Genomic DNA, 14,082 nt, shown 5'->3' on the forward strand with positions numbered 1-14,082 from the left:
TTCACCTTATTCTACTTCGTAAATTTCTTGGCGTTTTTTACTCTTAGGCAAGACTTGCTCATTTTCTACAAGGTCAATCTTCTTGCCTGTAGTTTTTTCGATGATCTCAATGTTGTTCGCTTTTACATTCGGGTTCCATTTACGTTCGGCTGCTTTGATCGTGCCGCCGCCCATCAATGTTTTCAACATTGCTAAATCACGAATCGCGTCTTCCTTACATAGTGTGTTGTTCGACAAGATTTCGTTTTCGATCCCTTGCATTGATTTGTTGTTGTCGACCATCGCGACCATTTCTGGGTTCCCAACAACCAACGCACCTTGTACTGCTGAGTAAGAATCTCCGACAACTTTAATGCCGCGTTTGCCGATTTCTTCAATATGCGAAGCAAAATCGATATGATTGTTACCAAATCCTTCAGTCGTAACGATCGCGCCATCAACGTCCATCGCTTCGACCGTCATACCTAAACGTTTAGAAACATAATATTTTTCAGTATTTGCTTGCGGAGAACCTACAAACATTACACCGACTAAATCGATTTCTTCGTCTTCCATCGCTTCACGCACTAATGGTTCTCTCCAATAGTGGCGAGACGTTTCTTTTGATGCAGGTCCAATACACGTCAATGCATGGATACCACCATCTAATACTTCAGTTGGCGCCAAAATAATTGGTAAGTTTCCTAAGTCAACGTTGGGTTTTGCGCCCAATGTTCCAACTGGTTCGATTGGCATGATCAAGTTATCGTGCATCGCACCTTGACCCATGATCTCTTTGATGATGATCACTCGTTTATTACCAAATCGACGTTTTTGTACGATTTCATCATGTTCTACCACTAGAGATTCGTCCGCTTTTTTCACGGCTTCGCGAATTTCTTGTGTGATATAGTCTGATGCTTTATGAGCGGCTAATGGTCCTGGACGTTCCATATTCGCGCCTTCTTTGATCGTTACTTGTGTTTTAATGAAGATCTCGCCTTTATCTGGTGCACCAGGACGTCCCCACATGATGTTGCGGTCCAATTCGCCTTCAGAAGAACCGAATTCACCGATTTGTACACCATTTGCGTCTGTACCTGTAAGAACCATGACTACGCCATCTAACACACGAGTAACGCCATGGCCGATATCTGCGCCATCTACTTTAGCAGCGATAGGTTGTACGTCCATGATCGTTTCACTATATTCGTTATATTTATCTGGTGTAATGATTTCAAAAGTCACACTCTCAACTAGTTCTTCTAGTTCCGCTGCTTCTTCGCACATGTCTTCCATTTTGCGCAGAACCAAAGTTGTTCCTTCGATCTTTGTTTCCTCACCGAAGACCACTTTTTCAATCTTCATGTGATCACGACGAACGGAACGAACCACTTTTTCTTCTACTTTTGCTTCAGGAGCTGGTGCTTCTGCCGCTGGTGCTGGCGCTGCTGCTTCACCTGGAGCCGCTGGTGCGACTGGTGCAACACCCATTTGACCGGCGATAGACATCGGTACTTCTAGATCGATCCCGCGTCCTTCTGCAATATGGATTTTGATTGTTTGTCCGCCCATTGGCGTAACAGGTGCGACTGGCGCGATAGGAGCCACCGGAGCTGGCGCTGCTGCTTCTTCTGCAGGAGCTTCCTCTTCGGCTGCTTCTTCCGTGACTTCAGAAACACCATCTAATAATTCTTTTGTCAATGGAACCAACGCATCCGTTGTTTCTTTCAATGTCGTACCAAGTACTTGTTCGATTGTTAGAGTCGTATCAGGTAATTCTAATAAGCCTGAATCCTCTAAATCTGGGAAGATCGCTGGATCTTCTAAATCATCTGGTGCGATTACTTTGCCCGCTTCCGCGCGGCAACATAATACGGCAGGGTCTTTGGCATGTTCCTTAGCAGTTTCTGCTGTAATAGACATTCGTTAAATCCTCCTAATTTTTAAAATTAATTTGTAGGTAATCTACGATATAGTCTATGCCCATCTGCCCGCAGCACATGATCTGTATGATGATAAACCGGAACTCCTAACCTAGGAGCTACACCCATAACGGTGTTCGTTCAATCGGAACAGGAGCCAGTCAATACTACTTCTGCTCCTTGTTTCTTCAAGGACATGACAGTTGCAGCTTGGCCTGGACAAATACCTGGCAGGGCACATCTATATCTTCCATTTACTTCTACCATCCGCTTGCATCTTTCAGCAGCGACAACTTCCGCGCCCATGTTGTTAGCAATCTCGGTCATGCGTTCGGCAGAACCGCCGCATTCACAAATCAGCAAACCGACTTTCCGGCTTTCTTGTGGAAATGGCATTGCGACTAACACACCGCCACTTGTTTTCGTGATCGGTGTCATTTCATCGCCGCTTCGTCCCGTCATAGGTCCGCCGACAACGATCTCGCCATGTGGTTCGACGTAACCGCCGACATTGTTGATCAATGTCTTGACGGGTGTTCCGATCGGTACATCCACGAAGACTGTTTCTTTTTGTTTTACGCGACCAGAGACGGTCACATCTTTGTCAATGAACGGCTTGCGATCTTCAATAGCTTCCGCGATTCGTTTGATCGTTTCCACATTATCGATCACTGCACCAACTTCTGTTGGAAGCTGGCCTGGTTCCAGCACAATGTCCATTACTTCACGAACGATCATTCGCTCATCTCCTGCTGGATAGATATCCGGCAATTGATACACGTCAATCGTTGGCTCACTGTCCACTGCCTTCAATAAGCGTGTCACTAACATCCGATGCTTGCCTTTTACAGCGATCACACCTTTAGGAGCATGGATCATTTCCATGGAATACTTCATCCCGCGAATCAATTGATCGATGTGCTCGCTCATTTGTTTCACATTATGAGCCAGCAATGCTTCACATTCCGCACCGTTTGCGATAAAGGTTCCTTCTGGAATATCACACGCCAGTTTTAAGAATGTAGGGAAACCTGCTCCCCCAGCACCAACGATCCCCGCAGCCTCGACAGCTTTCGCGTTGCTCTCTGTCTTAGGGATAGGCAGATATTTCGAGAAATCCTGCTCTTCATCGATCATGAGAACAATGTTGTCACCGTCTACATCAACTACTTTTCCAGAAAAGCTCGCATGGATATTTGCACCTAACCCGTTCGGCTCAGCGATCAGTTGTCCGCGTTGGACATGGTCGCCTGCCTTCACGATTCCTTTACAAGGAGCGCCGACATGTTGTTTTAATGGTATAAGAATTTGTGTCAAATTGTTTCACCTCCTCGCTTTTTCGTTTGTTCGAACTTGAGCAAATCAGCCACCCGTAGTTCATGTAAATGATAGCACAATCATCTAGCTTATTAAAGGTCGTTTCCTGTTTATTTTGATATTTTCTGACAAATATCTTTATGAATTGTTCATTTTTTTGGTTTCTCTAATTGAATTTTCATTAATCTAAGGCATTTGCCTAAAAACGCTCACAATTATTGATTTTACAAGCTTTATTAACAATTGTCGATAGTCGACAATCAACATATACATTAAAAATCACGATTTATATTCAGTTATTTCACAAAACTAAGTGTTTTATTAAATCGTTATTTAATATAAGGCATTTAAATCACTCATTTCCATTATATAGACATTTTTTATCGATCGACTTAGCTTTCATTCGATACATTTATATGTATACGACTTCACATAAAACACAAAAAGAACGCTCATCCTCTATTCAAAGGATGAGCGTTTGATCGCATCACGCGTAGTTATTCTGCGCTTTCTAATTTGTCTAATGATTTACTACCAAACCATAGGATGATTCCCAGCACAATAACTACTGCGGCTAAGACCCCATAACCCATTTGGAATTTCGCTGGATCAGCGGTTTCCAAAATTGCATAAATCACAGGATAAATCATTTGTGAGAAGAACACCGCGATGGTCCAAACACCTAATAACAGTCCCATTAATTTAGCAGGAGCTAATTTGGCAATAAATGAATTTCCAAGTGGAGAGAAGACCATTTCGCCGACGGACATCAATAAACTAACTAATGCCAACCATAAAATGCCTGTATGACCATTTCCGATCATATCTGCAAGTACCATTACGACATAAGAGATTCCAACTAAGATCATACCAAGAGCTGTTTTCTTAAACATACTCATATCGCCTTGCGGACGTGCAGCAAGCTTCGTCCATAAACGACCTAAGAGTGGGCCTAATACGATACACGTCAGTGCGTTCATTGAGTCAAAGTAAGACGTAGGAATCTTGAAGCTTCCAATAACCCAGTTGGCACGCTCGATAAATCCGGCACCATCACCGTATCCGAAGTAGAAGTATGCTGGCATATATGCTAAATACCAAACGGTCCAAAACGCAACTGAGAACAATGTTACTAAAATAATTGCGACAATACGTTTTTTGTCTCCAGATGTTAATTTTGTATCTACGGCACCCTCTGCTTTTTTACCAGCAGAATCGAATTGGCGTTGATCCACTTTAAATGGTTTTTTACCAGCTTCGCCTAATGAGCGGCTGTTCAAAATAAACCACAAAGCATCAATTAGCAATAACACACCGCAAATCATAAATACAAAGTTAAAGCCGTAATTTTTAATTAATAATACTAAGAATGTTGTTCCGATAAATGACCCAATATTTACAAATGAGTATTGGATCGAGAAGGCTTCGTTCAATTCTTTTTCATCACTGAAAAGCAAGGCATTTACACCCGATAGGTTCCCTTTGAATAATCCGGTACCCAGTGCTACCAAAATAATCATCAACCATACCATGCCCATTGAACTTGCTTGCCAAGCCAACATGTAGCCTGCACCCATCATAACCATTCCGGCTGCCACACATAAGCGAGGACTTAGCCAATAATCGGCGATGTATCCGCCAAAGGTTGGTGTGATGTACGTCGCTGCAACGAACCAAGCAGATATTTGCACACCTTGTGCACTGGTCATACCTAAGCCGCCAGAAGCAGCCGTTGTTGCGATCCAAATCGCCAACATGTATTTCGCGGTATAAAACGCACACCGCTCAAAGGTAAAGCCAAGTGCGCAGACATAAAACCCAAAAGGCTTCTTATTTTTTACTGGAGTTGTTTCCACTATCATTCCTTCTTTCTCTTAAAAAATTAATCGTTCGCGTCTAACCATTGCGCTAAAAGTTTCATATACTTTTCACGTTCTTCCACAAAAGGCATGTGTCTGCTGAAGGCAAACAGCTCCCATTTTGCTCCTGGAATCGCGTCGTACATCGTTTTTGCTACTAGCGGTGTACACAAATCGTTTGTGCCGCTCGTAACAAGTGTTGGAACAGTGATGTCCGTCAGCTTGTCGGTATAATCGTACCCGTGGAGTGTTCCTTCTGGAGAATACTCATTCGGTCCCCAAGCTGTAACGTAGCTTTCTGTCCCTGCGACTTTTTTCCGTCGTAAAGGTTCTGGATCGTTTTCAGTGAATACAGGCGCAGCATGGCGAACCATGTAACGATCATTGGCTGCAAGATACGCTGGATCATCATAGACCCCTGTTTCTTCTGCTTTTGCGATCGCTGCCTGATCCTCTTCGGACATGAATTTGATCATCCGATGTTGTTCTTGTGCCCAAAGCTTGGCTGAAGGCAAAGTGCTTGAAAGGACCATGCTCTTGATGCCTTTAGGTGCATAGTCACACACATAAATGATCTCCAGCATGCCGCCCCAAGATTGACCCAATAGATGGACTTCATCCAATCCTAGATGTTCTCTTAATGCGATTAATTCATTGACCCATGTTTCAGCCGTCCAAAGCTCTGGCTGAGAAGGCACCGCAGATTTCCCGCAACCTAATTGATCATACATGATGATCTGGCGGCCATCGACCGCCATTTCATCAAGGACTTCAAAATAGTTATGGGTTGATCCGGGGCCGCCATGCATGACAATCAATGGTTTCTTATTACCGCTTTGTTCACCAACGATGCGGTAGTAAGTCTGATGCCCTAAATAAGGCATGTATCCTTCTTCGATTTTCATACGACGTCTGGCCTCCTAACCGATGACTTCCAAGTCTTTCGAATAATGATTCAAGTTTTCGCATCCGTCTTCGGTCACGATCACTAAATCTTCGATCCGCACGCCTACTTCGCCTGGAATATAGATTCCTGGTTCAATTGAGAAGACATTTCCGACTTCTGCAACATTGTCGTTTGCGCCTGAAACGTCTCCAGTTTCATGGCAATCGATTCCAATGAAGTGGCCTAAACGGTGCGTAAAGTATTCGCCATAGCCTTTTTCAGTAATGTAATCGCGGGCTGCCGCGTCAATATCTGATAATTTTACGCCTGGTTTTACTAGATCGATCGCACGTTGGTTCGCTTCTTTGACTGTTTCATAGACTTCGCGCCCTTTGTCAGAAACTTCTTTGTAGAAGAACGTACGGGTCATATCAGAAGCATAAGAATTCTTGATCCCGCCAATATCCAAGATCACTGAATCCCCTGGCTTCACTTTTGAATCATCCGTTTCGTGGTGAGGATCGGCTGCATTCGCTCCATATCCTACGATTGGATCAAAAGAGAACCCTGTATTGCCTAATTCTTTGTAGATCTCACCCAATTTGTCCGCCATTTCAGCTTCAGTAAGCTCTTCCGGCAACAAATTCTTCAGGCGATCGATCGCAAGCTCGTTGTCCGCTTGTGCGTCACGCATCAATTGTTTTTCTTCTTCGTCTTTGATTGCGCGAACGGCATCCGTCACTTCAGAGCCATTTCCTAACTTGGCATTTGGAACAAGCTCTAACAAGTGCAATAAGAAATGGGCTGGCCAATTCTTGTCGATACCGATTTTTTTGTCCGTATCCACATATTCAAGCACTTTCTTCACAGCATCGTCTGTATCATCAATAAATACTTTTTCGACACCTAGATCTTCTTCGATCGGGAATAACTTGTTGACGATCAAGGTATTCTTGTTCTCTGGAGTAATCACTAATACTAATAGACGTTCACCAGGATGAATCCAGCGACCAGTTAGATAGAAAATAGTTGTTGGATCTGAAACTAACAATTGGCCATAGTCTTGCTCATTCATTTTTTCGATGACTCTTTCAACGCGACGTTCTTTCAAAATGTTCCACTCCTTTTATTGATATTGTTTGCCTGACGGCATTATTAAAAACAGCTCTGTTCTCACGTAGCTGTTAATAATTGATTTCGAGGACCTCAACTGCTATGCAACAGTTTGAGCACAAGGATACTGATTTGTGTAACTATTCACCTGTCACTAGTTTTAAAATAACCATAAAACTATTTAGTTTTCAAGCTTTCGACAAAGAAAATCGAAGGTGTCACAGCGTATCCGCTTCCACTAGTTTACTATATCTTTTACCCAATTTAAACATTTCTTTAAACATTTTTTTGAAAAGCGGTTTCTATTTGGAATAATTCGAAAAAAAATCCGCAAAATTCTATTATATCTCTGGTATTTTTATTTTGTTCACCTCTACCAAAAATTTGGATTCCCATTAAAATAATGGGTTTTTCAATAACGTTTGTCGACAAAAAAAGTTAAATTATCCAATCAAAAACAAACAAAAAAGCCGTTCTGTATTATAACAAAACGACTTTCTACCATATTCATCAGAATGAATTTTTATTCTTTTGCATTTTATGATAAGAATAGAAAAATTTTGGTGATAATTCGTACCCCGCGGTGATCCCGACAGCGATCGCGATCGCAATTTTCAATACCTGTACGCCTATTTGTGCAGCCTTGATCGAGTCGCCAATAAAGAAATTATACGTAAAATTGTAAATTCCCATCCCAGGAACGAGGCAAAAAATACCACAAATTAAGAAGATCGTGACTGGTGCCTTCAGGGCAAACGAGGCTTCTCGTGAAAGATAGATCAACACAAGGGAGGCGATAAAGGTTGCCGTGACGGGTGCCACCCAAAATTGCATGATCAGCAAATAGATGAACCACCCGCACGCACCGATCATGCCGCAATAGACGTAGTAGCGTCGCGGCACTTCAAACAGGATCGCAAAAGAGATCGTTCCTAGAAAGCCTGCTAAAATTTGGAACAAAATAGTGATCATAAGCCGCTCCTTTCTCCAGAAAAAAATCATTTTATCGTTTACAGCATGCTGAAAACTCTTAGAACAAGCCCCACGCCGACGGACACACACAGAGCCGTGATAAGCGCATTGATCATTTGGCCCCAGCCGGAGCTGTAGTCGCCGTCAAATAAATAGCGGATGCCGTTCACGATGGCTACCCCCGGCAAAAGCGAGATGATGCCGCCGGTGATCAAGCTGGTCAATTGCAGGATCGGCACGAAATGAACGAAGAGGCAGGCCAGAATGCTCACGAAGCCGCTGCTGGTGATGGTCAAGATAATGTCTGACATGTTGAACTTCGGCAGCAAATACATCGTAAAGCAGGCGAGTATCACGCCTAAAAGCAGCGCCCCCATCGTGTCCCAGATACTTCCGCCAAAAATAAAGCAGAAGCTGGCACTCCCGAAGGCATAGGCGAAAATTTTTAACGGATTGGAGGAAAAGGTCTGCTGCTTGATCTCCTGCAGCCATTGGTTGGCTTCCTCTGGATTTAGCCGCTTTTCCGCGAGTCGTCGAGACAGTGTATTGATCTGCTCGATGCGGCCTAAGTTGATAGGCGAGATCGGCACGTCCCGCACACGGGCCTGGACCGTTTGATCCTTCAAACGTGCAGTCATAAATATTCCGTTGATCAAAACAAAGCTGTCAAACTCTTGCAGTTCCAATGCTTTTGCAATATGGTGAATGGTCGTTTCGATCCGTTTGATCTCCGCCCCGTTTTTCAGCAGTGTTTCGCCAATATCGTAGACAAGATCAAATGCTTCCCGTTCATCCATCGGTCTCCCCCTTTTTCTGATGCGTCGTGATTGGTTTGCTTGAATGTTTCCACAAATCCTATACCTATAGGATTAGCGAAACGTTTTTATTTTTTTACGGTAAAAAACGACGACAGCCGCTGCCGTCGTCGTCTTAGTATAGCTTATCTGATGCTTATAATTCAATCAAATCATGGGAAAGACGAATCATATTTTCATAGCCGTCTTCGGTGATCAGCACTTGATCCTCGATCCGCACGCCGCCCCAATCTGGAATGTAGATTCCCGGTTCGATAGTCATCACCATGCCGGTCTCCAAAACATCGTCATATTGTTCATCGATGTAAGGCAATTCATGAACAAACAGGCCGATACTGTGACCAATATTTCGATACGTATATTGCGGATAATCCGTTCCCTCCAAAGGTTTCAAAGAGGCTTGATAGATGTCCTTCACCGCCGCGCCGTTTTTCATCACTGCTTCTGCTGCTTCGAGGCTTTGTTTCTCCAGCTCATAGACTTCCCGCTGCTTGTCAGACGCTTGACCGACGACCACTGTTCGAGTCATATCAGACATGTAGCCTTCGTATTGACAGCCAAAATCCATAAGGACGAAATCGCCATATTCGATCGCTTTTTTCGATGGGATACCATGCAGCAGCGACGTGTTGGCGCCAGAAATCAGGATATTGCCGTAGGGCTGGGTGTCTGCCCCTTCTTGCACCATGTACAAGGAAAGCTTGGCCGCCAACTCTTTTTCTGTCACGCCCACACGAATCTCAGGCAATAGTCGTTCCAATGCGCGGCAAGAAATCTCGCAGGCATTCCGCATGTATTGAATTTCCTTTGGTGATTTGATCGCACGCATACGGTCGATCACGCCCCCTGCCTGAACAAATTCCGCAGGTGTTTTCGCTGAAAAATCCGCATACATATCGTAGGTTAAATAATCCGCTTCAAAAGCGATCGTTTTTATCTTTTTCTCACTGGCTAAGCGCGCCACGGTGTCCCCCACAGTCTTTCCGGGCAAGCGCCAATTGATGATCTCATAGTCCGGTACTTCGATCGCCGCTTGTTCAGTATAGCGTGGATCGGTCAAGAAATACTGGCCTTCTTGTGTGAGCAGGATGAATGAATCGTCTCCTGTCCAACCGCTAGTAAAACGAACATTCACTCTTTTGGCAATAAAAAAAGCATCCAATTTCTCTTTTTCCAAATACGCACGGATCTTTGTTTCGTTTAACATTGTCACACGTTCCTTTCTATTTTGAGGTTCTCCTCTTCTATAACATAGAGTAGCAGTCAGAGGAACGTTGGTCAACGCTTTCAAAAAAAGGACAAAAAAGAAAAGGGGAGATCGCCCCTTCGACGGTCTCCCCTTTTCGTTATTTTCTTTTGTGACGACTCGAACGTGTTCGCGGTGCGTCCGTAAGCTCTCTTGTACGCGGCGAAGCTTGAGTTCTCGGGGTCTCACGGGACTTCCGTTCGTCCTTTTGAACGTCTTTGCGTACCAAGAGTTCTTTTTTCGGTTCCGCTACTTTTGGTTGCGTTTCTGTTGCCGCAGCCTGTTTACGTGCCGCCGCTTTTCTTAATTCTGAAACGTCTCTTTTTGCCACAGAGGTCTCTTCTTTTTTCTTTTTAGGTGCCTTTGTCCGCTTTGGAAGCTCAGGCAGCTTGAAGGTATTGATGGTTTGCTCTTCGTGGAAAAAAGGCAGCCGCTGTAAAAACAGATTGCCCAGATACCCTGCCAACCAGATCCATAGGAACAGCTCCACAGGAAACAGCAATAGGAACAAGCAGGCCGTCGCCAACGGTTGCTTCAAAATCACGGCACAGGCGCTGGCGGTAAAGACAGCCACCAATAAGCCCGGCGAATAAGGAAAAAGATTGGCAAAAGCCAAGCCTACTGCAATACTGGCAAAAATCATGGGGAAGATCGTTCCGCCGCGCCAGTTGCAGGCCAAGCAGAACATCGTGATCCCGACTTTTCCAAAACCGATCAGCAGCAAGATGAGAAAGCTCATCGTTTCCGCCTGACGAGTAAAGGACAATAAATTATGCTCCCCGGAAAACAAGAAATAAGGAGAGATCATTCCTAAAACACCCAATACGATCCCCGCAAAGATGGCTAAAGGAATCGGATTGCGAATCCGCTGGTTCAACTGGTCGCTTTTGTCCTGAAGCACTAGAAAGAACTTGCCGAACAACGCGCCCAATACGATCATGGGAATAACGAGCAAGAGACCTTGCCACGTAAAGCTCCCCTCCAGCCTGCGGATCGCGAAGACCTGCTCCTGATTCGGAAACAGACCATACGCCAAAAGGTACCCGATAAATCCAGTAAACGTCGTAAAAATATACAAGACATATTTCTTCAGCTTGCTTTCTGTCACGACCTGCCAATCGTCACGCTCCACCGAACGTCCGACCCCAAAGAGCGGCGTCATAAAGATCACCCCTAAAGAGGTGCCGATCCCAAACTCGATCAGATCTGTGCGCTGACTCTCCGCGATCTTTCGCCTGTCTGCAACATATGTCACCAAGCCGCCGATAATCGCGATCAACGCCGCCTCAGGTCCCAAGCTTGCGCCAAAAAGCAAGACGATCAAGGAACCCAACAAATTTCGGACGATTTTTCCATCATGATAATCAATTCGTTGTGTTTCGTGGTATTCCGTAAAGGATTCCTGCAGGGTGCGCGGGTATCGCCCAAATGCTTTCACAAAAAAGCCGATCGCCACACCCCCGATGGTACAAAGGATCAAAGGATAAAAGCGCGGATTTCCGATCAACGCAGGCAGCTTTTGCCATAAAAGCTGATGCCCGATCTCCGCAAATCCCATAAACAAAGCTACAATGACCCCCACCGCGAGGCCTAAGAGCCCACTGTAGCCAAAAAGTGCGAGTTTAAACTTATTCATAACATTAACCTTTCTCTGATAGACTCCGCTACATTATAACAAAGGTTGTGGCTCTTAGGAGACCTTTTTCACTACTTTTTCTGATTTTTGCAGCAAAGAAGACGCATTTTTCTTCTGCAGCGTCTGTTGAACAGAGGACAGGGTCCGATTCAAGTCTGGCGTCAGCTCATAATGATCGACCAGGTATTGACGTGTCTTTTCCGTAAAGAAGCCCTTCATGAAGGCAAAGAAGAAGCCTTCTGGGTTTCGGACGGTCTTGTAGCGGTACATTTGCTCGATGGCTTTTGCGATCGCGTCACCGATGTCTGTTTTGAAATACGTATTGTGTTCAAAGGTCAGAACCTCTGCCTCTGCCGGCAAGCCTGCCTGAATATACTGTTGCGTGCTGGCATACTTCGCCTTGAAGATCGTGTCGACAAACCAGCGTGCCTTGCGGTAATCCCCGTTACAGAAAGGGAGAAACCGTTGGAACGCCTGTTGTGGCAAGACATGGGCATAGCGAGCCGCCAAGCCGTCGATCAGATTTTGATCCAACGAAACAACGTCATTTTTTGGCAACGTGCCTGTTACATTTGTTGCTCTTGTGGTTTGTTTTGCTAATTGTTTTTGTGTACTTGTAAGCAAATCTTGCGAGCTCGGAGACGCAGATTTTGCTTCTCTATCCACAGTGGATAACTCCGCTGCTTTTTTCGGTGTGTCGTTTTCCACAGGTACGATCGTTTTGCTGCGGGTATAATTCTTGAAGGACAATTGAACGACGACATTTTTTTCAGGTGCTTTGGGATTAGAAACGTAGATCCGATAATTTTTCAGTCCGTGACGAAGAACCTGGATCAAGCCAGCCTTTGCCAAGTCTGTTTTCAAATTAGTGATCTTGCGTTCCGATACCCGCAACAAGTCTGCAGCCTCTTCATTGGAAAAATAGATGTAAGGAAGACCAGCTTCATCAAGCCAACTTCCGTCTTTTTGTCCATTATAGATACTGCACGTCATGCGCATCGTGTACAAGGCATGAAGCATCATCGCTTCAATAGAGAGCGTTTTATACTGTGGATTATTGATTAAATTCAAATCGATGGGGATATAATTGCCGTTGGGCAAATTCGTTGCGGTCATGGTATTGTCTAAGCTTGTGGACATGACAAAGAACCTCCTATAGATACTTTCAAATGCGTAGCGAAAGTTTTAAAGGAATGGATACTGTCACCAGATAGAGGATTGAGAAAGTTACCAAAATATGGTATACTTAATAGAGGTTAGGCAAACACCAATTTTTCTAACCCTTAAACGTTTATCTAAAATGTGACAGGCTAATTCGCCAAAATTAGCTCAAACCTTTGAGTTTAAAGATCGCCAAATCTTTAGACTCTTTTTTTTCGTTTTTTTCTACATATCTAGAATAATGGATTGAAACCCTATTGTAAAGCGATTTCCAAACAACATTTTTTAGAGTAAACTTTTAATATGTTTATAAAGAATTTTAAGGTTTACTATAATACAAGAATAAAAACTATTTAGGTTTACTTTATTAAAGGATATAAAAGTAGTTTTGGTAAACTCTAAATAAGGCAATCGACTCCCCTGTTCAAAACAAGAATGTGGATAAAAAGTAATGTGGATAAGGCGTTTAATAGTTATCCACAGCTCGCGGAAAGAAGCGATCCGTTTTTCAAAAGTAAACTTTTAAAGAAAACTTATGATAATAAAGGTAAACTGAAATACTGAATAACTTTAAAAAAAGTAAACCATAATGCAGGAGATAAAGAGCATTACGGTTTACTTTTTTTGTATTTAATTCTCATTGTTTTCTAATTCTTTGAATAATTTCTGATACTTCGGCTTCTCTTTATACTCCTCCATAGAGGCTTCTTCAAGCTGATTCAGGAAGTTTCGGTCGTCTCTGGAGAGCCCTTTTTCAAGATAATAGTCGTATAAAAAGTCGATCATCTTGTCTGGCGTGTAGCCGTCAAACTTCGCATTGATCAAATTTTGCATCCGAATCTTGGTTCGGGCCGAGATTTTTTGCATTTCCAAGGCTTTCAGACGAGGATCGTAGTATTGACGCTTCCGTCCCCTCTTCCCTGCCTCGGTATCATGTGCCTGCGACGGATGTTCTTCTATTATAGGTGTTCGTTCATTTAAGTGTCGCGATTCGTCATGAAGTGCGGAGCGCCGAAAGTCCGTTTCTGGACTCAGCGTTCGGTTTGCTAAGAGGTCTTGAGAGCTGGGCTTCTTCTCCTCTTTGTCTTGATTGGAGTATTCAGACATTTTTTCAATGCCCTTATTTTTTTTGTTCGCCGTTAAAAGCGAATCTAGCTTCATTTTTTTCGCCAT

11 protein-coding genes are annotated in these 14,082 nt (G+C 43.8%); all 11 read right to left on the minus strand.

The genetic code is table 11. From position 1 onward, the window contains the following. Positions 1 to 6 precede the first annotated feature (6 nt). A complete protein-coding gene (gene prdA, locus I592_RS19430; protein ID WP_010778860.1) occupies positions 7 to 1,905 on the minus strand; it encodes a D-proline reductase (dithiol) proprotein PrdA in 1,899 nt (632 codons plus the stop codon). Between the two features lie 26 nt (positions 1,906 to 1,931). Then, positions 1,932 to 3,221, minus strand: a complete 1,290-nt coding sequence (gene prdC / locus I592_RS19435) for a proline reductase-associated electron transfer protein PrdC (protein ID WP_174293634.1) — start codon at positions 3,219 to 3,221, stop codon at positions 1,932 to 1,934. Positions 3,222 to 3,718: 497 nt separating this feature from the next. Beyond that, positions 3,719 to 5,077 (minus strand): peptide MFS transporter, encoded by a 1,359-nt coding sequence (locus tag I592_RS19440; protein ID WP_010778858.1) that lies wholly within the window; start codon positions 5,075 to 5,077, stop codon positions 3,719 to 3,721. Between the two features lie 26 nt (positions 5,078 to 5,103). After that, entirely contained in the window at positions 5,104 to 5,985 is an 882-nt protein-coding gene (pepI, locus tag I592_RS19445; protein WP_010778857.1) for a proline iminopeptidase, read from the minus strand. Between the two features lie 15 nt (positions 5,986 to 6,000). Next, positions 6,001 to 7,077 carry a M24 family metallopeptidase gene (locus tag I592_RS19450; RefSeq protein ID WP_010778856.1) on the minus strand — a complete coding sequence of 359 codons (1,077 nt, stop codon included), beginning with the start codon at positions 7,075 to 7,077 and terminating at the stop codon, positions 6,001 to 6,003. A 512-nt stretch (positions 7,078 to 7,589) separates the two neighbouring features. Then, entirely contained in the window at positions 7,590 to 8,051 is a 462-nt protein-coding gene (locus I592_RS19455; protein ID WP_010778855.1) for a threonine/serine exporter family protein, read from the minus strand. 38 nt (positions 8,052 to 8,089) lie between these two features. Beyond that, positions 8,090 to 8,848 carry a threonine/serine exporter family protein gene (locus tag I592_RS19460; protein WP_010778854.1) on the minus strand — a complete coding sequence of 253 codons (759 nt, stop codon included), beginning with the start codon at positions 8,846 to 8,848 and terminating at the stop codon, positions 8,090 to 8,092. Between the two features lie 154 nt (positions 8,849 to 9,002). Then, on the minus strand, positions 9,003 to 10,073 hold the full coding sequence (locus I592_RS19465; protein ID WP_010778853.1) for a M24 family metallopeptidase: 1,071 nt from the start codon (positions 10,071 to 10,073) through the stop codon (positions 9,003 to 9,005). Positions 10,074 to 10,212: 139 nt separating this feature from the next. Next, positions 10,213 to 11,748, minus strand: coding sequence for a chloride channel protein (locus I592_RS19470; protein WP_010778852.1), 1,536 nt, complete (start codon positions 11,746 to 11,748; stop codon positions 10,213 to 10,215). 54 nt (positions 11,749 to 11,802) lie between these two features. After that, positions 11,803 to 12,888 (minus strand): replication initiator protein A, encoded by a 1,086-nt coding sequence (locus tag I592_RS19475; RefSeq protein ID WP_010778851.1) that lies wholly within the window; start codon positions 12,886 to 12,888, stop codon positions 11,803 to 11,805. Positions 12,889 to 13,539: 651 nt separating this feature from the next. Continuing rightward, the gene (locus I592_RS19480; protein WP_010778850.1) at positions 13,540 to 14,082 is read right to left on the minus strand and encodes a hypothetical protein; all 543 of its coding nucleotides are present in this window, start codon (positions 14,080 to 14,082) and stop codon (positions 13,540 to 13,542) included.

It is taken from the genome of Enterococcus gilvus ATCC BAA-350 (assembly GCF_000407545.1).
GTDB classification, from domain to species: domain Bacteria; phylum Bacillota; class Bacilli; order Lactobacillales; family Enterococcaceae; genus Enterococcus_A; species Enterococcus_A gilvus.